This is a genomic window from Cupriavidus sp. IK-TO18 (assembly GCF_015549295.1).
Classification (GTDB): Bacteria; Pseudomonadota; Gammaproteobacteria; order Burkholderiales; family Burkholderiaceae; genus Cupriavidus; species Cupriavidus oxalaticus_A.
The window spans coordinates 39,547-60,810 of the sequence record NZ_JADGMP010000035.1; the positions used below are offsets into that span (position 1 = coordinate 39,547).

Consider the following 21,264-nt stretch of genomic DNA (forward strand, 5'->3'; position numbering starts at 1 on the left):
AGCGGCCATGAGTACCTTCCAGTACGGAGGCCAGGTTCATGCCAATGGCATCCGCCAGCATTACCTGCGCTACGGCGGCAATGAGGGCGGGCGTGCCGAGCGCGACGCGGTCGTTATCGTGCCGGGGATCACCAGCCCCGCGATCACGTGGGGCTTTGTCGGCGAGCAGTTCGGCACGCGCTTTGACACCTACATCCTCGACGTGCGCGGCCGCGGGCTGTCGTCGGCGGAGCCGGGGCTCGACTATGGCCTCGATGCGCAGGCGCGCGACGTCGTCGCCTTTGCCGAAGCGCTGGGCCTGCGACGCTACAGCGTGGTCGGCCATTCGATGGGCGCTCGGATCGGCCTGCGTGCCGCGGCGGGAAAGCCGCACGGGCTGGCGCGGCTGGTGATGGTCGACCCGCCTGTCTCGGGCCCCGGGCGTCGCCCATATCCTTCGCAACTGCCGTGGTACGTCGATTCGATCCGGCTGTCCCGGGAAGGCACCGATCTGGAAGGCATGCGCCGCTTCTGCCCGACCTGGACCGACGCGCAACTGCGCCTGCGCGCCGAATGGCTGCACACCTGCAACGCAGACGCGGTGGTGCGCAGCTTCGAGGACTTCCACCGTGACGACATCCACGCCGACATGCCGCGGGTCGGGGTGCCCACGCTGTTGATGACCGCGGGCCGTGGCGACGTGGTGCGGCCCGAAGACGTCGCGGAAATCCGCACCCTGCTGCCCGGCGTGCTGGTGAGCCACGTCGCCAATGCCGGCCACATGATCCCGTGGGACGACGAAGCGGGCTTTTACGCGGCGCTAGATGATTTTCTCGGCGCGCCGCTGGCGCAATCAGCGAGCAAGGAGCCGACATGCCGGTAAGTGACCACCAGATGATCGAGGCCTGGCGCAAGGTGCTGCGGCTGTCCCGGCTGGAGCCGGGACAGACCGTCACCATCCTGACCAGCGCCGCCACCTACCCGCAGACGCTGTCCACGGCGCTTACCGCCACGCAGTCGATGGGCGCCATCGTCAACCGGCTTGACTTGCCGCCCGTCAACGGCGAAAAGGCGCTGAGCCGCGATGCGCTCGCCTACCTCGGCACCACGCCTTTGACCGGCAACCCGGCCGCCATCGCCGCGCTGAAGGCGAGCGACCTGGTGCTGGACCTGATGACGCTGCTGTTCTCGCCCGAGCAGCACGAGATCCTGCAGGGCGGCACCAAAATCCTGCTGGCCGTCGAGCCGCCCGAGGTGCTGGCCCGCATGGTGCCCTGCGAGGCCGATCGCGAACGGGTGAAGGCGGCCTCGCAGCGGCTGGCAAGCGCGCAGGAAATGCACGTCGTCTCGCCCGCCGGCACCGACCTGCGCTGCCCGCTGGGTGAATTCCCTGCCATCAGCGAGTACGGCTTTGTCGACGAGCCCGGACGCTGGGACCATTGGCCCAGCGGCTTCGCGCTCACCTGGCCGAACGAAGGCGCCGCCCACGGCACCATCGTGCTGGACAAAGGCGACATCCTGCTGCCGCAGAAGACCTACGTCACCGAACCGATCCGCCTGACGGTCGAAGCGGGCTTTGCGACGCGCATCGAAGGCGGGCTCCATGCCGAGCTGCTGAGCGAGTACATGGCGTCGTTCAATGACCCGGAAGCGTACGCGATCTCGCATATCGGCTGGGGGCTGCAGCCGCGCGCGCACTGGTCGACGCTGGGCCTCTACGACCGCGAGGCCACCATCGGCATGGATGCGCGCGCGTTCGAGGGCAACTTCCTGTTCTCGCTCGGCCCGAACAACGAGGCCGGCGGCCATCGCACCACGGCCTGCCATATCGACATCCCGGTGCGGCGCTGCACCGTGCGCCTGGACGGCGTCGACGTGGTGACGGCGGGCAAGGTGACCGACGGTTTCCGCTACCCGGAGGACAAGTCGTGATGCACAAGGAAATCGGCGCGTACCAGCGCCAGGGCTTCGGCAATGCGCTGGAGATGGATGGGCCCTTCGGGCTGCTGATCGTGGACTTCGTCAATGGCTTTGCCGATCCGGCGGTCTTCGGCGGCGGCAATATCCGCGACGCCATCGCCAGCACCGTGCCGCTGCTCGCGGTGGCGCGGCGCGAAGGCTGGCCGGTCGCGCACAGCCGCATCGTCTATGCCGACGATGGTGCCGACCACAACGTCTTCTCGATGAAGGTGCCGAACATGCTGACGCTGAAGGAGCGTGCCTTCAACAGCGCCATCGTGGCGGAACTGGCGCCGCAGCCGGGCGAACTGGTGGTGCGCAAGACTGTGCCGTCGGCGTTCTTCGGCACGTCGCTGGCGGCGTGGCTGACGCAGCGCGGCGTGCGCACGCTGGTGGTGGCCGGCGCCGTGACCAGCGGGTGCGTGCGCGCCAGCGTGGTCGATGCGATGCAGTACGGCTTCCGCCCGCTCGTGCTGTCCGACTGCGTGGGCGACCGCGCGCTGGGGCCGCATGAGGCCAACCTGTTCGACATGGCGCAGAAGTACGCAACCGTCGCCACGCGTGCCGAGGGGCTTGCCGCCATCGGCGTGCGGGAATAGCCGCCTGAATGGCGCTGGGCGGCCGCCGGGATGCGGTAAAGCCGCAATTGACAGGGCCGCCCGCATTTCCATAGGATTTTGGTCAGTATGCTGAATAAACCACGCTTATCATCGGAACGGACAGGGCAATGACATCGTCGATGGAACCGGATTACCCGGAAAGCCCGCGCGGCCAGGGGGTCGGCGCCCGCGTGGCGCGCAAGGAGGACGCGCGGCACCTGCACGGCAAGGGCCGCTTCGTCGCGGATATCGCCATGCCGGACCTGCAGGAAGTGGCGTTCCTGCGCAGCCCGGTGGCGCACGCCCGGCTGCTGTCGGTGACCAAGCCGTCCAATCACGCCGCCGCGGTGATCGTGCGTGAAGACATGGCGGCGGCCAGCGACATCGTTGCCGACTCGGCCTTTCCGTCCTACCAGCCCTCGGCGCAGCCACCGCTGGCCAGCGGCAAGGTGCGCTTCGTCGGCGAGCCGGTGGCGATGGCGTTCGCACCTACGCGCGCCGAGGCCGAAGACATTGCCGAGCAGGTTGCCGTGTCGTTCGACGAACTGCCCGCGCTGGCCGACGTGACCCAGGCGCGCCAGCTCGCCGGCGAGGTGCGCGTGCACGAGCACTGGCGCGACAACACCTTCCTGACGCTGACCGCCGACAAGAACTTCGAGGCGCGCCAGCACGAGGCCACGGTCGTGGTGCGCCGCAAGATCGACCTGGCGCGCCAGTGCATGGTGCCGATGGAAGGCAAGGCGGTGCTGGCCTACTGGGACCACCAGTTCGACCAGTTGGTGGTCTATAGCGCGACGCAGGTGCCGCACATGATCCGCACGATCCTGGCGCATTGCCTGGGACTGGAGCAGGAGCGCGTGCGGGTGATCTCGCCCGACGTGGGCGGCGCCTTCGGCTACAAGTGCGTGCTGCAGCAGGAAGAGCTGTGCGTCGCGTGGCTGGCGCTGACGTACAAGCGCCCGTTCCGCTTTATCGAGGACCGGCGCGAGCACCTGACCGCCGGCGCGAACTCGCGCGAGCATCACTACGACCTGACCGCGTATGCCGATGCGCGCGGCCGCCTGCTGGCCCTCGATGCGAAGATCGTGATCGATGGCGGCGCCTATTCGGTGTGGCCGTTCACCATCGGGCTGGAGCCCGGGCAGGCGATTGGCAACCTGCCGGGGCCGTACGCCTTTGACGGCTACCGTTGCGAGACCACTTGCGTGGCGACGAACAAGCCGGGCTTCGTGCCCTATCGCGGCGTGGCGCGCACCGGCGTCTGCTTTGCGATGGAACTGATGATCGACGCCATCGCCCGCGAAGTGGGACGCGAACCGTGGGAGGTGCGCTGCGAAAACCTGGTGCCGCCCGAAGCGATGCCCTATGTCAACGTCACCAACAAGCATTTCGACGGCGGCGATTACCCGGCCAGCGTACGCAAGGCCATGGAGATGATCGGCCTGCCCGCGATCCGCGCGCGCAAGCAGGCGGGGCCGCAGGGCAGCACCTATGTCGGCGTGGGTTTTGGCACCTACACCGAGCAATCGGCGCACGGCACCTCGGTGTTTGCCGCGTGGGGCACGCCGGTGATCCCGGGCTTCGATTCGGCGACGGTACGCATCACGCCGGACGGCGGGCTGGAGGTGCGCGTGGGCGTGCATTCGCACGGGCAGGGCATGGAGACCACCTTCGCGCAGATCGCCAACGAGATCCTTGGCATCGATATCGCGCGGATCAAGGTGGTGCACGGCGATACCGGCCTGACGCCATTCTCGACGGGCACATATGCGTCGCGCTCGCTGGTGATGTCGGGCGGTGCGGTGTCGCGCGCATGCAAGGCGCTGCTGCCCCGCCTGCTGAAGATCGGCGCGCACATGCTCGGCCAGCCGCAGGATGCCGTGGCGTTCCGTGATGGCGCCGTGGCGTCCGGGAACGCGGGCACCGCAGCCGATATCGCGCGCATCGCCAACGCCTGGTACATCAACCCGCATTTGCTGCCGCCGGACGTCGACGCACAAGGTCTTGAAGTGACGATGGGCTTCAAGCCGGCCGTCGATACCGGCAGCTTCACCTACGCCACGCATGCCGTGGCGGTAGAGGTCGATATCGATTCCGGCCATGTCGGGATCCTCGACTACGTCGTGGTGGAGGACTGCGGCACCATGATCAACCCGATGGTGGTGGAAGGGCAGACCTACGGCGGCGTGGCGCAGGGCATCGGCACCGCGATGTTCGAAGCCATGCACTACGACGGCAACGGCCAGCCGCTGGCATCGACGCTGGCCGACTACATGCTGCCGGGGCCGACCGAGATCCCGTCGATCCGCATCCATCATTTCGAGACGCCGTCGCCGCATACGGAGTTCGGCGCCAAGGGCATGGGCGAGGGCGGGGCGATCGCGCCGCCGGCGGCCATCTTCAATGCCGTCAACGACGCGCTGCGCGATTTCGGCGTCGAGCTGAAGGAGACGCCGCTGACGCCGCGCAAGATCCTGGAAGCGCTGGAAGCGGCCGAGGCCGATGCGCATAACCGGAAGGCAGCCTGACCGATGAAAGCCGTTGCATTCTCCTACCACGCACCCGGCTCGCTGCCGGAGGCGCTGTCCCGGCTGGGCGCGGGCACCGATGTATCCAAGGCCATGGGCGGCGGGCAATCGCTCGGGCCGATGCTGAACCTGCGCCTGACCCGGCCCGATACGGTGGTCGACGTGTCGGCGCTGCGCGAACTCCGCGACGTGACCGCAACCGCCGACGGCATCCGCATCGGCGCCTGCGTGACCCACGCGCAGATCGAGGACGGCGTGTTCGAGCCGCTGCGCGGCACCATGCTGCAGGCCGTTGCCGGCGGCATCGCCTATCGGGCGATCCGCAACCGCGGCACCGTTGGCGGCAGCCTCGCGCATGCGGACCCTGCAGCCGACTGGGTCGTGGCCATGACCGCGCTGGGCGCGCATATCGAGATCGCGTCCGCCGCCGGCACGCGCGAAGTGCCGATGGAGTCGTTCATGCTCGGCGCCTACACCACGGTGCTGGCCGACGGCGAACTGATCGCCGCGGTGCGGGTGCCGCCGAAGACCGCGCACAGCCGCTGGGGCTACCAGAAGCTGTGCCGCAAGACCGGCGAATTCGCCGAGGCCAGCTGCGCCGCGTACTTCGACGCCAGCCGCCGCTTTGCCCGCATCGTGCTCGGCGCGCTGGACGGCCCGCCCATGGTGCTGCCCGGCCTGACGCGCGCCGTTGCGGCGCAGGGCGCGGCCGCCCTGACGGCTGACGCCGTGGCCGAAGCCGTCGCGCAAGCCGCGCCGGGCAAGGACGCCATCGACCGCAAGCTGTACCGAACCGTCGTGACGCGCTGCGTCGCGCAACTGCTGAACTGAGGAGCACCCCGTGCAGACCATCGAATTCACCGTCAACGGCCGCCGGGTGTCCGGCGCGTGCGCGGACCGGACGCACCTGGGCGACTACCTGCGCGACACGCATCGTCTGACCGGCACGCACCTTGGCTGCGAGCATGGCGTGTGCGGCGCCTGCACCGTGCTGGTGGATGGCAAGCCGGTGCGCTCGTGCATCACCTTTGCCGCCGCCTGCCAGGGCGCCGACATCGTCACGGTGGAGGGCTACGAGGACGACGCGGTCATGGCCGACCTGCGCGCCGCCTTCAACCGGCACCACGCCCTGCAATGCGGCTACTGCACGCCCGGCATGCTGGCCACCGCACGCGATATCGTGCTGCGCCTGCCCGATGCCGACGAAGCCACCATCCGGCATGAGTTGTCGGGCAACCTGTGCCGCTGCACCGGCTATATGGGCATCGTCGCCGCGATCCGTTCGGTGCTGGACGCGCGCCGCGCGGCCGCCGGCGTGATCGCGCGGCATGCCGGCGCGGCCGCCGCACCGCTGGCGTTTGCGGGCTTCACGGTCGCGGACGAGGCGCTCGGCACGCAGCCGCACCTGGCTGCGGCGGGCAGCGCCGAGCCCGAGCGCTCGGCCGACCGCAAGGGCTGGTCGCGCATCGAAGGCGGCTTTAACGTGCCCTACGCGCTGGACGAGGTATGGACCTTCATGGCGGATTTGCCGGCCGTGGCCGGCTGCCTGCCCGGCGCGGTGCTGACGGAAGTGGCCGGGGAGAAGGTAAGGGGCCATATCGCGATCAAGTTCGGCCCTATGTCGGCAAGGTTCGAGGGGGCCGCGCGCCTGCAGCGCGATGATGCGAACAAGCGCGGCGTGCTGAAGGGTGCGGGACAGGACTCGCTCAGCAATTCCAAGGCCGCGGGCGATATCGCTTACCAGCTCAGGGCCTTGTCCGCCGGCGGGACCGAAGTCGCGGTCGATCTGCAGTATTCGCTGCAAGGGCCGCTGGCCCAGTTCTCGCGCTCGGGGCTGGTGCGGGACTTCGTGCGGCGGATGATCGCCGACTTCGGCAAATCGGTATCGCGCAGGATGGACCCGACGCTCTCCGACGCCGAACGGAACCAGGCCGTGCGCCTGAATCCGGTGGCAGTGTTCTTCGGCGTACTGTGGGAGCGTGTGAAGCGCTTGTTCGGCGCCCGCTGAACAACGCTGGCCGGGTTGGGGGAAGGTAGGGGCGTGGCCTCCCTTGCCCGCCTTACCCCGGATGCACTACAACCAGTAGTGCGGTGGCAGTGGTCTTGCCGCCATTGGAGATCGCATGTGCGACATCAGCCGCATAGCGCGCGGTCTCGCCGTGCCGCAGCTTCTTCTCGTCGGCGCCGGCGCGCACCGTCATCGACCCGCCCAATACCGTCAGGTGTTCCTGCGTGCCGGCCTCGTGCGGCTCGGAGGCCAGCACGCCGCCGGCCTGGATGGTCAGTTCATACCACTCGAAGCGCCCGGCCAGTTCGATCGGGCCAAGGATGCGCAGGTCGCAGCGGGTATCGGGGCTTTTCAGCGACGGGATCGCGTGCGGCTGCAGCACGGTGATACCGGCGCCGGGACGCTCGGCGGCGCCGCCAGCGAGGAAGTCGGCCAGGCTCACGCCCAGCGCATTGGCCAGCCGCCACAGCACCGCAACGGTCGGGTTGGCCAGGTTGCGTTCGATCTGCGACAGCATCGACTTGGATACGCCGGCGCGGCGGGACAGTTCGTCGAGCGACAGCCGCTGCTGCTGGCGCAATGCCTGCAGCGCCAGGCCGACTGCCGGCGGGCCTTCGGCTTGCGGAGTCTGGACCGGGGCTTGCGTCATGGATGAATGTTCGTTATATTGCGCAAAATGTTCGATATACAGAACACGTTCGATTTATCGATCGAATCGTAGCATATCCCCAGCACACCACTGCACCTCACCGGGAGCCAGCCATGTCGAATGCCGAGGCATTCTACGCATCCATCCGCACCGAACTCGACGCGATCCGCGAGGCCGGGCTGTTCAAGCAGGAGCGCGTGATCGCCACGCCGCAGGGCGCGCGGGTGCGCACCACCGACGGCCGCGAGGTGATCAATTTGTGCGCCAACAACTACCTTGGGTTGTCGTCGCACCCTCGCGTGATCGAGGCCGCGCACGAGGCGCTGCGCACGCATGGCTTCGGGCTGAGTTCGGTGCGCTTTATCTGCGGCACGCAAGACCTGCACAAGACGCTGGAAGCGCGGCTGTCGGCGTTCCTGGGCACCGAGGACACCATCCTTTATGGTTCGGCGTTCGATGCCAACGGCGGGCTGTTCGAGACGCTGCTGGGAGCCGAGGATGCAGTCATCAGCGATGCGCTCAACCATGCCTCGATCATCGACGGCATCCGCCTGAGCAAGGCGCGCCGCTACCGCTACCAGCACAACGACCTCGACGACCTGCGCGTGCAGCTGGCGCAGGCGCGCGCGGACGGCGCGCGCTTCGTGCTGGTATTTACCGACGGCGCGTTTTCGATGGACGGCACCATCGCGCGGCTGGACGAGATGCGCGCGATCTGCGACGAGCATGGCGCGCTGCTTGGCATCGACGAATGCCACGCCACTGGCTTCCTGGGCGCGCGCGGGCGCGGCACGCATGAGTTGCGCGGCGTGTTCGGCAAGATCGACATCATCACCGGCACGCTGGGCAAGGCGCTGGGCGGCGCGTCCGGCGGCTTTACCAGCGCGCGCCAGGAAGTGGTGGCGCTGCTGCGCCAGCGCTCGCGGCCGTACCTGTTCTCCAATACCGTGGCGCCGGCCATCGTCGGGGCATCGATCGCGGTGCTCGATATCCTGGAAGGCAGCACCGAGCTGCGCGACCGGCTGGAGCGCAACACGAAGTTCTTCCGCGCGGGGCTGGACAAGCTGGGCTTCGACGTCAAGGCGGGCGAGCATCCCATCATTCCGATCATGGTCTACGACGCGGAGAAGGCGCAGCAGCTCGCGCAGCGGCTGCTGGAACTGGGCGTGTACGTGGTGGGCTTCTTCTACCCCGTGGTGCCCAAGGGCCAGGCCCGCATCCGCGTGCAGATGAGCGCGCTGCATGACGAGGCCGCGCTGCAGGCGGCGCTGGATGCGTTCGGCGCGGCCGGCCGCGAACTGGGGCTGATCTGATGGCCGACAGCACTCCCAGGATCCTGATCGTCGGCGCCAACGGCCAGATCGGCTCCGAGCTGGCACTGGCGCTGGCCGAGCGCTACGGCCGTACCAGCGTCATCACCTCCGACGTAGTGCCGACCGGCCGCCACGTGCACATCACGCACGAGATGCTCAACGCCACCGACCGCGGCGAACTCGCGACCGTGGTCGAGCGCCATGGCATCACGCAGGTCTACCTGCTGGCGGCGGCGCTGTCGGCCACCGGCGAAAAGGCGCCGCAGTGGGCATGGAACCTGAACATGACGAGCCTGCTCAACGTGCTGGAGCTGGCGCGGCAGACCGGGCTGGAGCGCGTGTTCTGGCCCAGCTCGATCGCTGCGTTCGGACCGACCACGCCAGCCGTGGATACGCCGCAGAAGACCGTGATGGAGCCGACCACCGTCTATGGCATTTCCAAGCAGGCGGGCGAGGGCTGGTGCCGCTGGTACCACGCCAACCACGGCGTCGACGTGCGCAGCGTGCGCTATCCGGGACTGATCTCGCACAAGACGCCGCCGGGCGGCGGCACCACGGACTATGCGGTCGACATCTTCCATGCAGCCGTGAAGGGCGAGCCCTACACGTGCTTCCTGAAGGAAGACGAGGCCCTGCCGATGATGTACATGCCCGACGCGCTGCGCGCGACCATCGAACTAATGGAGGCGCCGGCGGAACGGCTGGGCGAGCGCGGCAGCTACAACATCGCCGGCACCACCTTCACGCCCGCGCAGATCGCCGCGGCGATCCGCAAGCATGTGCCGGACTTCGAGATCCGCTACGAACCCGACTACCGCCAGGCGATCGCGCAAGGCTGGCCGGATTCGATCGACGATTCGGTGGCGCGCGCTGACTGGGGGTGGAAGGCGCAGTACGGCCTGGAGGAAATGGTCGCGGACATGCTGGCCAACCTGAGGACGGCGCTGGCCGCCTGAGTGCTATGGCACGGCGGCGTCGATGGCGATCCGCACGCCTTCGCTGCCGACTGCCAGCGGACCGCTGCGCCCGACCAGGTCGCCCGACTGCGGCATGGCATTCCCGCTCGCGGAAATGCGCGCCTCCACCACCACCTGCGTGTGTGCCGACAGCTTGCGGTCGGGCCGCATCGCCATCGCGTCGTCCAGCGTGAACGTCAGCGGCAGGTCGCGCGCCTGCCGGCGCAGCACCGCCAGAGGCATGCGCGAGCCGTCGGCGGGCAGGGCGTAGACGAAGAGGGTGTCGCCTGGCTGCGGCGTGCGCCCGGCCTTTTCGCTGAGCGTGACCATGCCGGTAATCTGCGCCGGCTGCGCGGCGGACGTGCCGCGCGCCGCGGCGAGGTTGGCGGCCACGCGCGCCGCGGTCTGCGAGTCCGGGGGCAGCAGCCGGTGCAGGTGCTCCCAGTAGCCGATCGCCGCCTGCTTGTCGCCGCGCTCCACCGCAGCGCTGGCCGCCAGCGCCAGGGCCTTGGGGTCATCCGGATCCAGCGCCAGTGCCCGGCTGATCTCCGCCATGGGCGCGCCTTGCAGCGAGCCGTTGTTGAGGCTGGCCAGCACGTCGGCGTAATCGGCGCGCAGCGATGCCACCTCGGGCGCCAGCTCGACTGCGCGGGCGTAGGCCGCGGCCGCGTCGGCATACCGCTCCAGCACGCTGTAGGAGCGCGCCAGCATGGCCCAGCCTGCGGGATCGGCCGGCGCTTCGTGAAGCCGCTGCGCCAGCTGGTTGACCATGCCTTCTACCTGCGCGCCGCTGAGCTGGTGCTGGCTGCCGCCGGCCTCAGGCATGTCGCCGGCGCGCCAGAGAGCGACGGGGTTGCCCAGGTGCAGATAGAGCAGGATGGCGGCACTCGGCAACGCCGCCAGCAACGCCGCGGCGAGCAGTGCAGACGTGCTCGCGCGGGGTGTGCCGGTGGCGGTGTCCGCGGCTTCATCCAGCAGCCGGCGGCCGAGTTCGTCGCGGGCTTCGGCATGCCGGGCCGCGCTCAGCGTGCCGGTGCGCAGGTCGGCGTCGAGTTCGCGCAACTGGTCGCGGTACAGGTCGACCAGCAGCGTGCGCTCCGGTGTGCCAGGGTCGGTAATGGCGTGGCGGCGCAGCAGCGGCCACAGCAGTCCGGCCATGGCGGCGGCGATCAGCGCGGCGGCGAGCAGCCAGAAGGTCGTCATGGTTGTCTGGGGCGGGCAGGATCGGCGGAGGCGTTGAGCAGGCTTTCGAGGTCGCGCCGCGCGCTGTCGTCAAGTGCAGCGCCCGTGCCGCAGTGACGCGCGCGAGCCCGCACGATTGCCCATGCGACGCCGGCAACCAGCAGCAGCGGACCAAACCACAACAGCCACGTCAGCGGCCGCAGCGGCGGCTTGTACAGCACGAAGTCGCCATAGCGCTGCACCAGGTAGTCCTTGACCGCCTGGTCGCTGGCGCCGCCGCGCAGCTGCTCGCGGATCTGGCGGCGCAGGTCGACGGCCAGGTCGGCGTTGGAATCGGCCAGCGTCTGGTTCTGGCACACCAGGCAGCGCAGTTCATTGGACAGCGCATGCACGCGCGCATCGAGCTCGGCCTCGGTCGGCGCGGCAGCCGCCAGCAGCGGCAGGCAGCATAGCCACAGGGCAAGCGCAGCGCGCAGCCTACGCATGGCCGCCTCCCTGGCGCTGCAGCCGCTCGATCAGCGGGATCAGCTTCTGCTCCAGCACCTCGCGGGTGACCGGGCCGACCTGGCGGTAGCGCACCACGCCCTGCTGGTCGATGACAAAGGTCTCGGGCACGCCATAGACGCCGTAGTCGATGCCCACGCGCCCGTCGGCGTCGACCAGCGATGCGGTGTAGGGGTTGCCGAGCCGCTGCAGCCAGTCGCGTGCGGCGCCGGCCTCGTCCTTGTAGTTCAGGCCGTACAGCGGCACCGGCGCGTGCGCGGCGAAGTCGACCAGCACCGGATGTTCGGTGCGGCAGGCCGCGCACCACGAGGCCCACACGTTCAGCAGCCACACCTTGCCGCGCATGTCGGCGGACGCCAGCGTGCGGCCTTCCGGTTCCAGCAGCGGCAGCGTGAAGGCCGGCGCGGCCTTGCCTACCAGCGGCGAGGGCAGCTCGCGCGGATCGTGGCGCAGCCCCGCCGCCAGCGCAACGGCGAGCGCGAGGAAGGCGGCGAGCGGCAGCAGGAAGCGGGTCATGCCGGCGTCTCCTCGCGCGTGGAGGCCAGCGCGGGCGCGGCAGGTTCAGTCACCGGTGCGGGCGCGGCTTCGGCCGCGACGCGGCGGCGCAGCCGGTAGCGCTTGTCGCACGCGGCCACCAATCCGCCCAGCGCCATCAGCACGCAGCCGGCCCAGATCCAGTCGACAAAGGGCTTGACGTGGATGCGCACGGCCCAGGCGCTGCCATCGACGCTGTTGGCCACGTTCTCGCCCAGCGCCACATACAGGTCGCGCGTCAGGCCGCTGTCGATCGCGGCCTCGGTGGTCGGCATGTCCTGGCTGCGGTAGATGCGGCGCTCGGGATGGAGCACCGCCACGCGCTTGCCGTCGCGCGATGCGGACAGCGTGCCGCGCAGCGCGTCGTAGTTGGGACCGGCGACCTGCCTCACGCCGGCGAAGCGGAAGTCGTAGCCGCCGACGCTGACGGTATCGCCCGCGCGCATCGGCAGTTCGCGCAGGCTTTCCTGCCCGGTGACCAGCGTCACGCCCGCGATGAAGATGCCGACGCCGGCATGCGCCAGCAGCATGCCCCAGTAGCTGGGCGCGAGCTGGCGCAGCGCGCTGAACCTGCGCCCCTGCTGGTGGCGCAGCCGGGCCGCCAGGCTCGCCACCGCGCTCAGCACGCACCATGCCGCCAGCAGCAGCCCCAGCCCGGTCATGGCGGAGGCGTTGCGCAGCACCAGCAGCAGCCCCAGGCCGATGGCCACGCTGGCGATGCCGGCCCAGCGCAGCCGCCGTGCCATGTCGGGCAGGCTGCCATGGCGCCAGCGCGCCAGCGGCGCCGCGCCCATCAGCAGCACCGCCGGAGCCATCAGCGGCACGAACACCTGTTCGAAGTAGGCAGGGCCGACCGAGATCTTGCCCAGTCCCAGCACATCGACCAGCAACGGGTAGAGCGTGCCGAGCAGCACCGTCGCCGCCGCCACCGCCAGCAGCACGTTGTTGGCCAGCAGCAGCGATTCGCGCGAGACCGCGGCAAACTCGGCCCGCCGCGACACGCACGACAAGCGCGGGGCGCGCCATGCGTACAGCGCCAGCGCGATGCCGGTGAGCAGGCCGAGCAGCGCCAGGATGAAGATGCCGCGCCTGGGATCGACCGCGAACGCATGCACCGAGGTCAGCACGCCGGAGCGGACCAGGAAGGTGCCGAGCAGGCTCAGCGAGAACGTGAAGATGGCGAGCAGCACGGTCCACGCGCGGAACGCGCCGCGCTTCTCCGTGACCGCCAGCGAATGCATCAGTGCGGTCCCCGCCAGCCATGGCATGAACGAGGCGTTCTCGACCGGATCCCAGAACCACCAGCCGCCCCAGCCCAGCTCGTAATATGCCCACGCGCTGCCCAGCATGATGCCCAGCGTCAGGAACGCCCACGCCACCGTGGTCCACGGCCGCGACCAGCGCGCCCAGGCGGCGTCGACGCGCCCGGCCAGCAGCGCCGCCACGGCAAAGGCAAAGGTCACCGAGAAACCGACATAGCCCATGTAGAGCAGCGGCGGGTGGAAGACCATGCCGGGATCCTGCAGCAATGGATTGAGGTCGCGCCCCGCCATCGCCGGCGGCAGCAACCGTATGAAGGGGTTGGAGGCAAACAGCAGGAACAGCAGGAAGCCCGCGCTGATCGCCCCCATCACGCCCAGCACGCGCGCCACCGCCGCAAGTGGCAGTTGCCGGCTGTAGCGCGCCACCGCCAGCGACCACAGCGCCAGCATCAGCGTCCACAGCAGCATCGAGCCTTCATGCCCGCCCCATACCGCTGCAATGCGGTAGGCAAGCGGCAGGGCGCTGTTGGAGTTGGCGGCGACATAGCGCACGCTGAAGTTGCTGGCGGCGAAGCTCCATGCCAGCGCCGCGAACGACAATGCCACCAGCACGCATTGCACGCGCGCCGCCGGCCGCGCCACCGCCATCCACGCCAGCCTGCCGCTTGCCGCGCCGGCCAGCGGCACTGCCGCCTGCACCAGTGCGACCAGCAGCGCGACGATCAGCGCGAAGTGCCCCAGTTCGGCAATCATTGACGCGCTCCCTGCGTCGGCGCACCGGCCATGCGGCGGTTCACCTGTTCAGCCTGCCTGAGAGCATCGGCGGCTTCGGGCGGCATGTAGTTCTCGTCGTGCTTGGCCAGCACCTCGCTGGCGACGAAGGTGCCGTCGGCTTCCAGCTTGCCGCGCGCGACCACGCCCTTGCCCTCGCGGAACAGGTCGGGCAGCAGGCCGCGGTAGCGCACCGGCACCTGCCGCGCGGTGTCGGTGACGACGAAGCGCACGGTCATGCCGTCGCCTTCGCGCCGGATCGAGCCGGGTTCGACCAGTCCGCCAAGCCGGAAGCTGCGCGCCACCGGCGCTTCCTGCGCGGCCACCTGGCTGGGGCTGAAGAAGAACACCAGGTTGGAGCGGAAGGCATTGAGCACCAGCGCCAGCGCGATGCCGCCGCAGGCCAGGGCCGCGGCGAGCATGCCGAAGCGGCGCTGGCGCGGCGTCATTGGCGCGTGCTGGCCTGTCGCGCGCTGGCGCGGCAGCGGCGCGCCAGCAGCACCAGTTCCAGCGCCAGCAGCAGCGCGCTCATGCCGAACGCGCCGGCGATGAAAAGGCCATGGTGCCCGTATGGCAGCACCTGCGGGAGCAGCGAATGGGTCATGATGTCTCTCCGGTAACCGGCACTTCGCCGCGCTCGCGCAGGATGCAGCGCACGCGCACCAGCGCCACGGCGATGGTGTACATCCAGCACGCCAGCGTCATCAGCAGCATGCCCGCCAGCATGGTGGCCGCCATCGACGGCGCCGCCGTCAGGCTGACCGAAGCGCCCTGGTGCAGCGTGTTCCACCACTGCACCGAGAAGTAGATCACCGGGATATTGGCCACGCCCACCAGCGCCAGCACCGCGCAGGCGCGCTCGGCGCGGCGCGGCTCGTCGATGGCAGATTCCAGTGCGATAAAGCCGAGGTACAGGAACAGCAGGATCAGCTCGGAGGTCAGCCGCGCATCCCAGACCCACCACGTGCCCCAGGTCGGCTGGCCCCACAGCGCACCGGTCCAGAGCGCCAGCGCCGTGAACAGCGCGCCGGTGGGCGCCAGCGCCGAGGCCATCATCGACGACAGCCGTGTGCGCAGCACCAGCGCCAGCGCGCAGTAGCCGGCCATGACCAGGTAGATGAACATCGACATCCATGCCGCCGGCACGTGGATGAAGATGATGCGGTAGACCTCGCCCTGCTGCGCGTCGGTGGGCGCCAGGGCAAAGCCGACATACAAGCCGGCGAGGGCGAACACCGCCGCCGCGGCGAAGAACCACGGCGCCATGCGTCCGGCCAGCGGATAGAACCGTACTGGCGCCGCGTATGCCGTCCAGGCAAAACGCGCCCGCGGCGCCCCGGCAGTGGGCAGCGATGGCAGCGGCTGGCTCATGCCGGTGTCTCCATGGCGATGCGTAGCCCCGCGGCAGTGGCCAGCGGGCACAGGAACAGCGACAGCGCCAGGCACGCGCCCAGCAACGAGAACTGCGGCACCACGTCGAGCCCGGCGTCGGCCGCGGCCGCGGCGCTGGCGCCGAACACCAGCACCGGCACGCACAGCGGCAGCACCAGGATGCACAGCAGCACCGCGCCGCCGCGCACGCCCAGCGTCAGCGCGGCGCCCACCGCGCCGATCAGGGAGAGCGCCGGCGTGCCAACCAGCAGCGAGGCCGACAGCAGCAGCGATGCACCCCATGGCAGCCCGTACTGCTGCGCCAGCAACGGTGTCAGCAGCAACAGCGGCAGCCCGCTGGTCAGCCAGTGCGCCGCGATCTTCGCCAGCACCAGCAGCGCCAGCGGATGCGGCGACAGCAGCAGCTGGTCGAGGCTGCCATCGGCGTGCTCCTGCGCGAACAGCCGCGACAGCGACAGCATCGACGCCAGCAGCGCCGTGACCCACAGGATCCCGGGCGCCAGCGCGCGCAGCTGCTGCGGCTCGGGACCGATCGCCAGCGGGAACAGGCTCGCCGCGATGACAAAGAACACCACGCTGCCGAACAGGCTGGCGCGCCGGCGCCAGGACAGCGACACGTCGTGCGCGACGATGGCGGCCAGGGTGCGGGTCATGCCATCGCCTCCAGCCGCAGCACCGTGCCGCCGGCGCGCAGCAGCTGGTGGGTGGCGATCACGGCCATGCCGCCCGCTGCCAGGTGCGCGTCGAGCTGCGCGTCGAAGCGCGCGCAGGCGTCGGCATCCAGCGCTGCCACCGGTTCGTCGAGCAGCCACAGCGCGCGCCGCGCCAGCGACAGGCGCGCCAGCGCCACGCGCCGCCGCTGCCCTTGCGACAGCGCGCGCACCGGCGTGTGCGCGACACGCTCCAGCGCCTGCGCGGCCAGGGCACTCGCGACCGTGCCGGCCGCGTCGGTGCCGGCCATGCGCGCGGCAAAGCGCAGGTTTTCAGCCGGGCTCAGGTCCGGGTCGATGCCATTGGCATGGCCGACATAGGCCAGCGCCTGCAGGTAGGCAGGATCGCCGGCGCGCAGCGGCCGGCCGTGCCAGTGCAGCGTGCCTTGGTCCGGCACGGCGAGGCCGCACAGCACGCGCAGCAGGCTGGTCTTGCCGCTGCCATTGGCGCCCAGTACCTGCAGCAGGCAGCCGGGCGACAGCGCCAGGTCGATGCCGCGCAGCACCGGGCGGCCGGCGCGCGACAGCCCGAGCCCTTCACCGCTCAGCGCGGGAGGGATCGAACCGGGCCGGGCGGCGGGTGGCAGCACGCGTCATTTCTCCTCGGCCTTGGATACGTCCGGCAGGTGGTGCGCGATCCCCTTGTGGCAGTCGATGCAGGTCTTTTCCTTGTTGGCCAGGTAGGTCGAGTGCATGGCTTGCGCGCGCGGGCTCTGCCGCGTGAAATCCATCGACTGGTAGTCATGGCAGTTGCGGCATTCCAGCGAATCGTTGGCCTTGAAGCGGGCCCATTCGTGCTGCGCCAGCGTGAGACGGTGCGCCTGGAACTTCTCGCGCGTGTCGACGGTGCCGAAGATCTTGGCCCAGACCTCCTTGGACGCCTGCATCTTGCGCGCCATCTTGTCGGTCCAGTTGTGCGGCACGTGGCAGTCCGAGCATTTGGCGCGCACGCCGCTGCGGTTGGTGAAGTGGATGGTGCCCTGCAGCTCCTGGTAGACGTTATCGCGCATCTCGTGGCAGCCGGTGCAGAACTGCTCGGTGTTGGTCAGTTCCAGCGCGGTATTGAACGCGCCCCAGAACACCAGGCCGGCAATAAAGCCGCCCAGCGTCAGGAAGCCCAGGCTGAAATACGCGCTGGGCCGGTTGATGGTCCGCCAGTAGCGCTTGAGCAGGTCGAGCATGGCGCGCATCCGCAATGAGGTTGAGGTCGGGGCCGGGCGCTGCTATCTGGTTGCTCCCTTATTTGGCCGCTCCCTTGGTGTCGGCTGCTCCTTTGGCGCCGAGCTTGCGCTTGAGCATCTGCTCGACATCGATGAAGCTATTGCCCACCAGCGGCTTGGCGTCCGCCTGCGGCACGTGGCACTGCGTGCAGAAATAGCGGCGTGGCGACACCTCGGCCAGCACGTTGTTGTCGCGGTCCATGTAGTGCGTGATGCTGACCGGGATCGCCTGGGTTTCTTCGGTGCGGGTGCGCGCGTGGCAGAACATGCAGCGGTTGAAGTCCTTGTCGAGCTGGTAGCCGTCGATCTTGTGCGGGATCGTCGGCGGCTGCATGGTGTAGTTGCGGTTGCGGCGGATGTCCTTGTTCTCGGTCGGGTACAGGATCGGCGCCTTGCTTTCGTTGGCGATGGGGGTGGGCCCGCGCATGGCATCGACCACCCCCTGCTGCTGTTGCTGCTGCGCGCGCGCCGGCAGCGGCAACGCCGCCAGCACCGCCAGCAGCAGCGTGAGCAAGGCCAGCAGTGGCAGCCAGGATCGACTCGGTTTCATGGCGTCTCCCTGTGGTATCGGCCGCGCTAGACCTTGACGATCTTGACCGCGCACTTCTTGAAGTCGGTCTGCAGCGAGATCGGACAGGTCGCATCCAGCGTTACCTTGTTGATCAGCTGGCTGGCGTCGAACCACGGCACGAACACCAGCCCGCGCGGCGGCGCGTCGCGCCCGCGGGTCTCCAGGCGCGAGCGCATGCGCCCGCGCCGCGACACCACTTCCACTTCCACGCCGCGGCGCAGGCCCATGGCCTTGGCGTCCTCGGGATGCATGAACACCACCGCGTTGGGGAAGGCGCGATACAGCTCGGGCACGCGGCGCGTCATCGAGCCGGAATGCCAGTGCTCCAGCACGCGCCCCGTGACCAGCCAGTACGGATACTCCTGATCGGGCGATTCGGCGGGCGGCTCGTAGGGCAGGGCGAAGATCACCGCCTTGCCGTCGGGGTTGCCATAGAACTGGTAGCCGGTGCCGGCCTTCACGTAGGGATCGCTGCCTTCGCGGTAGCGCCAGCGCGTTTCCTTGCCGTTGACCACCGGCCAGCGCAGGCCGCGCGCCTCATGGTAGGCGTCGAACGGCGCCAGGTCGTGGCCATGGCCGCGGCCAAAGGTGGCGTATTCCTCGAACAGCCCCTTCTGCACGTAGAAGCCGAAGGCCTTGGCCTCGGCGTTGTGGTACTCGGTGCTGACTTCCTTGAGCGGGAACTTGTCGACCTGCCCGTTGCGGTAGAGCACGTCGAACAGGGTCTTGCCACGGTATTCCGGCTTCTTAGCGATCAGGTCGGCGGGCCAGACGTCCTCGACCTTGAAGCGCTTGGAAAACTCCATCAGCTGCCACAGGTCGGAGCGCGCCTCGCCCGGCGCATCGACCAGCTGGTGCCAGAACTGCGTGCGGCGTTCGGCATTGCCGTAGGCGCCTTCCTTCTCGACCCACATCGCGCTGGGCAGGATCAGGTCCGCCGCCAGCGCGGTGACGGTGGGATAGGCGTCAGACACCACGATGAAGTTGGCGGGATTGCGGTAGCCCGGCAAGCCCTCTTCCATCAGGTTTGCCGCCGCCTGCATGTTGTTGTTGACCTGCACCCAGTACGCATTGAGCTTGCCGTCCTTGAGCATGCGGTTCTGCAGCACGGCGTGGTAGCCCGGCTTGTCGGGAATGGTGCCCGCCGGCAGCTTCCAGATGCGCTCGGCTTCTTCGCGGTGCTTGGGATTGGTCACCACCATGTCCGCCGGCAGCCGGTGCGAGAAGGTGCCCACCTCGCGCGCGGTGCCGCACGCGGACGGCTGTCCGGTCAGCGAGAACGGGCTGTTGCCCGGCGTGGCGATCTTGCCGGTCAGCAGGTGCAGGTTGTAGACCATGTTGTTGGCCCAGCTGCCGCGCGTATGCTGGTTGAAGCCCATGGTCCACAGCGACATCACCTTGATGTTGGGATCGGCATAGAGCTCGGCCAGCTGGTCGAGCTTGGCCTTGGGCACGCCCGACAGCTTGCTGACGGTATCGGCGTCGTACTTGGCCACGAAGCGCGCGAAGTCGTCGAACGTGATCGGGCGCGAGGCGCCGGGATCGGCCGCGTTCTTGGCCGCCTTCTGCAGCGGATGCTCGGGACGCAGCCCATAGCCGATGTTGGTCACGCCTTCCTTGAACACCGTGTGCTTGTTGACGAAGTCCTTGTTGACCTTGTTGTTCTTGATGATGTAGTGGGCGATGTAGTTCATCATCGCCAGGTCGGTCTGAGGCTTGAAGATGACCGGGATGTCGGCCAGGTCGAACGAACGGTGGGTGAAGGTCGACAGTACCGCCACGCGGGTCTTGGGATGGCTCAGGCGCCGGTCGGTGATGCGGGTCCACAGGATGGGATGCATCTCGGCCATGTTCGAGCCCCACAGCACGAAGGCATCGGCCGCCTCGAAATCGTCATAGCAGCCCATCGGCTCGTCCATGCCGAAGGTGCGCATGAAGCCCTGCACCGCAGATGCCATGCAGTGGCGTGCATTGGGATCGATATTGTTGGAGCGGAAGCCGGCCTTGTACAGCTTGGACGCAGCATAGCCTTCCCATACGGTCCACTGGCCCGAGCCGAACATGCCCACCGCGGTCGGGCCTTTCTCTTTCAGCACGCGCTTGAACTGGCGCTCCATCTCGTCGAAGGCGCGTTCCCAAGTGACCGGCGCGAATTCGCCGTTCTTGTCGTACTGGCCGTTCTTCATGCGCAGCAGCGGCCTGGTCAGCCGGTCCTGGCCGTACATGATCTTCGACAGGAAATAGCCCTTGACGCAGTTCAGCCCCTTGTTGACCTCGGCCTGCGGGTCGCCGTTCGTGGCAACCACCTTGTTGTCCTTGACCGCCACCGTGACCCCGCAGCCGGTGCCGCAGAAGCGGCACGGCGCCTTGGACCATTTCAGCTTTGTCACCTCGCTGTCCGTGACAAAGTTGGCGGCTCCGGCCGGCAGCGTGACGCCGGCCACCGATGCCGTTGCGGCGACGGCGGTCTGCCTGATGAAATCGCGGCGGGAGATGTTCATCTGGCGCCCTCCTCGTAGATGGTCTCGCTCATGGCATCGGCGTCTTCGTTGTGCTGGTAGACAAGCGCGGCCGACAGCACGCCGGGGAGCTGGTGGAGGTAGGTGAGGTGCGCGGCAATGGCGCGCGAAGTGGGCGCTTCGATGGTGACCACGAGCTTGCCGGCATCGCTGGCGGCGTGGACCTCTGCGCCGGTGAGGGATTCGATGGCGCTGCGCACTTGCGCCACGCTGGCCGGATGCGCATGCACGACGATACCGGCAATATGCCACTCGTCGCTGGCTGGCAGCGGCTGGATGGGGATCGCACATCTGGCTGCGGGCATGCGGAAGCTCCGGTTCAATGCCGTTTCAGTCTGTGCTGCAGCTTGTTCTTATCTAACATCAATGGCGCCAAAGGCGCGCCACGCGTTCAGTGCGTTGGGGGGCCGCTGACCAGCTGGGTCATCCAGACAATGAACCCATAGCCTGCCACGACGATGACGGAAAGCACCGGCACCATCACGGCGGTCAGGAACAGGAAGCTGCGCAGTTCTTCTTTCTTGCGCTGCGGATCGTGGACTTCCCCGGTTTCCATCATGACTTGAAGTAATCGGTGAAAGTGGTCAGGCAATGCACCTGATGCGTAA

General features: G+C 68.7%; 23 protein-coding genes. 8 read left to right on the top strand and 15 right to left on the bottom strand.

The window, feature by feature from the left end; genetic code table 11:
* Nucleotides 1–7: 7 nt before the first annotated feature.
* The 6 genes from IPF36_RS27185 (at nucleotide 8) to IPF36_RS27210 (ending at nucleotide 7,073) form a co-directional block, all read left to right on the top strand.
* On the top strand, nucleotides 8–862 hold the full coding sequence (locus tag IPF36_RS27185; protein ID WP_195431462.1) for an alpha/beta fold hydrolase: 855 nt from the start codon (nucleotides 8–10) through the stop codon (nucleotides 860–862).
* On the top strand, nucleotides 853–1,911 hold the full coding sequence (locus IPF36_RS27190; protein ID WP_135703698.1) for a 2,5-dihydroxypyridine 5,6-dioxygenase: 1,059 nt from the start codon (nucleotides 853–855) through the stop codon (nucleotides 1,909–1,911). The genes IPF36_RS27185 and IPF36_RS27190 overlap by 10 nt, the downstream gene beginning before the upstream one ends.
* A complete protein-coding gene (locus tag IPF36_RS27195; RefSeq protein ID WP_135704017.1) occupies nucleotides 1,911–2,537 on the top strand; it encodes an N-carbamoylsarcosine amidohydrolase in 627 nt (208 codons plus the stop codon). The genes IPF36_RS27190 and IPF36_RS27195 overlap by 1 nt, the downstream gene beginning before the upstream one ends.
* A 128-nt stretch (nucleotides 2,538–2,665) precedes the next feature.
* The gene (locus IPF36_RS27200) at nucleotides 2,666–5,065 is read left to right on the top strand and encodes a xanthine dehydrogenase family protein molybdopterin-binding subunit (protein WP_195431465.1); all 2,400 of its coding nucleotides are present in this window, start codon (nucleotides 2,666–2,668) and stop codon (nucleotides 5,063–5,065) included.
* Nucleotides 5,066–5,068: 3 nt separating this feature from the next.
* Nucleotides 5,069–5,896: a xanthine dehydrogenase family protein subunit M gene (locus tag IPF36_RS27205; RefSeq protein WP_195431467.1), complete on the top strand. Its 828-nt coding sequence runs from the start codon at nucleotides 5,069–5,071 to the stop codon at nucleotides 5,894–5,896.
* Between the two features lie 10 nt (nucleotides 5,897–5,906).
* On the top strand, nucleotides 5,907–7,073 hold the full coding sequence (locus tag IPF36_RS27210; RefSeq protein ID WP_135703701.1) for a 2Fe-2S iron-sulfur cluster-binding protein: 1,167 nt from the start codon (nucleotides 5,907–5,909) through the stop codon (nucleotides 7,071–7,073).
* A 52-nt stretch (nucleotides 7,074–7,125) separates the two neighbouring features.
* On the opposite strand, the gene IPF36_RS27215 is transcribed toward IPF36_RS27210, so the two are convergent.
* Nucleotides 7,126–7,722, bottom strand: coding sequence for a helix-turn-helix domain-containing protein (locus IPF36_RS27215; RefSeq protein ID WP_133095352.1), 597 nt, complete (start codon nucleotides 7,720–7,722; stop codon nucleotides 7,126–7,128).
* Between the two features lie 113 nt (nucleotides 7,723–7,835).
* Between IPF36_RS27215 and kbl the strand changes: the two genes are divergently transcribed.
* Both kbl and IPF36_RS27225 read left to right on the top strand, forming a co-directional pair.
* Complete coding sequence (gene kbl, locus IPF36_RS27220) at nucleotides 7,836–9,035, top strand: glycine C-acetyltransferase (protein WP_135703702.1); 1,200 nt, start codon at nucleotides 7,836–7,838, stop codon at nucleotides 9,033–9,035.
* Nucleotides 9,035–9,991, top strand: coding sequence for an L-threonine 3-dehydrogenase (locus IPF36_RS27225; RefSeq protein WP_135703703.1), 957 nt, complete (start codon nucleotides 9,035–9,037; stop codon nucleotides 9,989–9,991). Before kbl ends, IPF36_RS27225 begins: the two co-directional genes overlap by 1 nt.
* Nucleotides 9,992–9,994: 3 nt before the next feature.
* Here IPF36_RS27225 and ccmI read toward each other — a convergent pair whose 3' ends face one another.
* The 14 genes from ccmI to napE all read right to left on the bottom strand — a co-directional run bounded on the left by ccmI (nucleotide 9,995) and on the right by napE (nucleotide 21,212).
* Nucleotides 9,995–11,194 (bottom strand): c-type cytochrome biogenesis protein CcmI, encoded by a 1,200-nt coding sequence (gene ccmI / locus IPF36_RS27230; protein WP_195431468.1) that lies wholly within the window; start codon nucleotides 11,192–11,194, stop codon nucleotides 9,995–9,997.
* Nucleotides 11,191–11,658, bottom strand: a complete 468-nt coding sequence (locus IPF36_RS27235) for a cytochrome c-type biogenesis protein (RefSeq protein WP_135703705.1) — start codon at nucleotides 11,656–11,658, stop codon at nucleotides 11,191–11,193. Before IPF36_RS27235 ends, ccmI begins: the two co-directional genes overlap by 4 nt.
* A complete protein-coding gene (locus IPF36_RS27240) occupies nucleotides 11,651–12,193 on the bottom strand; it encodes a DsbE family thiol:disulfide interchange protein (protein WP_133095347.1) in 543 nt (180 codons plus the stop codon). The genes IPF36_RS27235 and IPF36_RS27240 overlap by 8 nt, the downstream gene beginning before the upstream one ends.
* Nucleotides 12,190–14,226, bottom strand: a complete 2,037-nt coding sequence (locus tag IPF36_RS27245) for a heme lyase CcmF/NrfE family subunit (RefSeq protein ID WP_195431470.1) — start codon at nucleotides 14,224–14,226, stop codon at nucleotides 12,190–12,192. Before IPF36_RS27245 ends, IPF36_RS27240 begins: the two co-directional genes overlap by 4 nt.
* A complete protein-coding gene (gene ccmE, locus IPF36_RS27250) occupies nucleotides 14,223–14,693 on the bottom strand; it encodes a cytochrome c maturation protein CcmE (protein ID WP_133095345.1) in 471 nt (156 codons plus the stop codon). The genes IPF36_RS27245 and ccmE overlap by 4 nt, the downstream gene beginning before the upstream one ends.
* Nucleotides 14,690–14,848 (bottom strand): heme exporter protein CcmD, encoded by a 159-nt coding sequence (ccmD, locus tag IPF36_RS27255; RefSeq protein WP_133095344.1) that lies wholly within the window; start codon nucleotides 14,846–14,848, stop codon nucleotides 14,690–14,692. The genes ccmE and ccmD overlap by 4 nt, the downstream gene beginning before the upstream one ends.
* On the bottom strand, nucleotides 14,845–15,615 hold the full coding sequence (locus IPF36_RS27260; protein ID WP_135703708.1) for a heme ABC transporter permease: 771 nt from the start codon (nucleotides 15,613–15,615) through the stop codon (nucleotides 14,845–14,847). The genes ccmD and IPF36_RS27260 overlap by 4 nt, the downstream gene beginning before the upstream one ends.
* Nucleotides 15,612–16,289: a heme exporter protein CcmB gene (gene ccmB, locus IPF36_RS27265; RefSeq protein WP_135703709.1), complete on the bottom strand. Its 678-nt coding sequence runs from the start codon at nucleotides 16,287–16,289 to the stop codon at nucleotides 15,612–15,614. Before ccmB ends, IPF36_RS27260 begins: the two co-directional genes overlap by 4 nt.
* Nucleotides 16,286–16,906: a cytochrome c biogenesis heme-transporting ATPase CcmA gene (ccmA, locus tag IPF36_RS27270; protein WP_195431635.1), complete on the bottom strand. Its 621-nt coding sequence runs from the start codon at nucleotides 16,904–16,906 to the stop codon at nucleotides 16,286–16,288. Before ccmA ends, ccmB begins: the two co-directional genes overlap by 4 nt.
* A 33-nt stretch (nucleotides 16,907–16,939) precedes the next feature.
* Nucleotides 16,940–17,527, bottom strand: coding sequence for a cytochrome c3 family protein (locus IPF36_RS27275; protein ID WP_116319902.1), 588 nt, complete (start codon nucleotides 17,525–17,527; stop codon nucleotides 16,940–16,942).
* 58 nt (nucleotides 17,528–17,585) lie between these two features.
* Nucleotides 17,586–18,116 carry a nitrate reductase cytochrome c-type subunit gene (locus tag IPF36_RS27280; protein WP_195431472.1) on the bottom strand — a complete coding sequence of 177 codons (531 nt, stop codon included), beginning with the start codon at nucleotides 18,114–18,116 and terminating at the stop codon, nucleotides 17,586–17,588.
* 26 nt (nucleotides 18,117–18,142) lie between these two features.
* Nucleotides 18,143–20,638, bottom strand: a complete 2,496-nt coding sequence (gene napA / locus IPF36_RS27285) for a periplasmic nitrate reductase subunit alpha (RefSeq protein WP_135703710.1) — start codon at nucleotides 20,636–20,638, stop codon at nucleotides 18,143–18,145.
* Nucleotides 20,635–20,961, bottom strand: coding sequence for a chaperone NapD (locus IPF36_RS27290; RefSeq protein ID WP_133095339.1), 327 nt, complete (start codon nucleotides 20,959–20,961; stop codon nucleotides 20,635–20,637). Before IPF36_RS27290 ends, napA begins: the two co-directional genes overlap by 4 nt.
* An 86-nt stretch (nucleotides 20,962–21,047) precedes the next feature.
* Nucleotides 21,048–21,212, bottom strand: coding sequence for a periplasmic nitrate reductase, NapE protein (gene napE, locus IPF36_RS27295; protein WP_029044694.1), 165 nt, complete (start codon nucleotides 21,210–21,212; stop codon nucleotides 21,048–21,050).
* Nucleotides 21,213–21,264 lie beyond the last annotated feature (52 nt).

What these genes read in the sequence shown, in the direction of transcription:
- IPF36_RS27235 (WP_135703705.1), bottom strand. Translation starts at nt 11,658, where the DNA reads ATGCGTAGGCTGCGCGCTGCGCTTGCCCTGTGGCTATGCTGCCTGCCG.
- napA (WP_135703710.1), bottom strand. Translation starts at nt 20,638, where the DNA reads ATGAACATCTCCCGCCGCGATTTCATCAGGCAGACCGCCGTCGCCGCA.
- ccmD (WP_133095344.1), bottom strand. Translation starts at nt 14,848, where the DNA reads ATGACCCATTCGCTGCTCCCGCAGGTGCTGCCATACGGGCACCATGGC.
- ccmI (WP_195431468.1), bottom strand. Translation starts at nt 11,194, where the DNA reads ATGACGACCTTCTGGCTGCTCGCCGCCGCGCTGATCGCCGCCGCCATG.
- IPF36_RS27225 (WP_135703703.1), top strand. Translation starts at nt 9,035, where the DNA reads ATGGCCGACAGCACTCCCAGGATCCTGATCGTCGGCGCCAACGGCCAG.
- IPF36_RS27205 (WP_195431467.1), top strand. Translation starts at nt 5,069, where the DNA reads ATGAAAGCCGTTGCATTCTCCTACCACGCACCCGGCTCGCTGCCGGAG.
- IPF36_RS27215 (WP_133095352.1), bottom strand. Translation starts at nt 7,722, where the DNA reads ATGACGCAAGCCCCGGTCCAGACTCCGCAAGCCGAAGGCCCGCCGGCA.
- IPF36_RS27240 (WP_133095347.1), bottom strand. Translation starts at nt 12,193, where the DNA reads ATGACCCGCTTCCTGCTGCCGCTCGCCGCCTTCCTCGCGCTCGCCGTT.
- IPF36_RS27245 (WP_195431470.1), bottom strand. Translation starts at nt 14,226, where the DNA reads ATGATTGCCGAACTGGGGCACTTCGCGCTGATCGTCGCGCTGCTGGTC.
- IPF36_RS27280 (WP_195431472.1), bottom strand. Translation starts at nt 18,116, where the DNA reads ATGAAACCGAGTCGATCCTGGCTGCCACTGCTGGCCTTGCTCACGCTG.
- IPF36_RS27290 (WP_133095339.1), bottom strand. Translation starts at nt 20,961, where the DNA reads ATGCCCGCAGCCAGATGTGCGATCCCCATCCAGCCGCTGCCAGCCAGC.
- IPF36_RS27195 (WP_135704017.1), top strand. Translation starts at nt 1,911, where the DNA reads ATGCACAAGGAAATCGGCGCGTACCAGCGCCAGGGCTTCGGCAATGCG.
- kbl (WP_135703702.1), top strand. Translation starts at nt 7,836, where the DNA reads ATGTCGAATGCCGAGGCATTCTACGCATCCATCCGCACCGAACTCGAC.
- ccmE (WP_133095345.1), bottom strand. Translation starts at nt 14,693, where the DNA reads ATGACGCCGCGCCAGCGCCGCTTCGGCATGCTCGCCGCGGCCCTGGCC.
- IPF36_RS27185 (WP_195431462.1), top strand. Translation starts at nt 8, where the DNA reads ATGAGTACCTTCCAGTACGGAGGCCAGGTTCATGCCAATGGCATCCGC.
- IPF36_RS27200 (WP_195431465.1), top strand. Translation starts at nt 2,666, where the DNA reads ATGACATCGTCGATGGAACCGGATTACCCGGAAAGCCCGCGCGGCCAG.
- napE (WP_029044694.1), bottom strand. Translation starts at nt 21,212, where the DNA reads ATGGAAACCGGGGAAGTCCACGATCCGCAGCGCAAGAAAGAAGAACTG.
- IPF36_RS27260 (WP_135703708.1), bottom strand. Translation starts at nt 15,615, where the DNA reads ATGAGCCAGCCGCTGCCATCGCTGCCCACTGCCGGGGCGCCGCGGGCG.
- IPF36_RS27190 (WP_135703698.1), top strand. Translation starts at nt 853, where the DNA reads ATGCCGGTAAGTGACCACCAGATGATCGAGGCCTGGCGCAAGGTGCTG.
- ccmB (WP_135703709.1), bottom strand. Translation starts at nt 16,289, where the DNA reads ATGACCCGCACCCTGGCCGCCATCGTCGCGCACGACGTGTCGCTGTCC.
- IPF36_RS27275 (WP_116319902.1), bottom strand. Translation starts at nt 17,527, where the DNA reads ATGCTCGACCTGCTCAAGCGCTACTGGCGGACCATCAACCGGCCCAGC.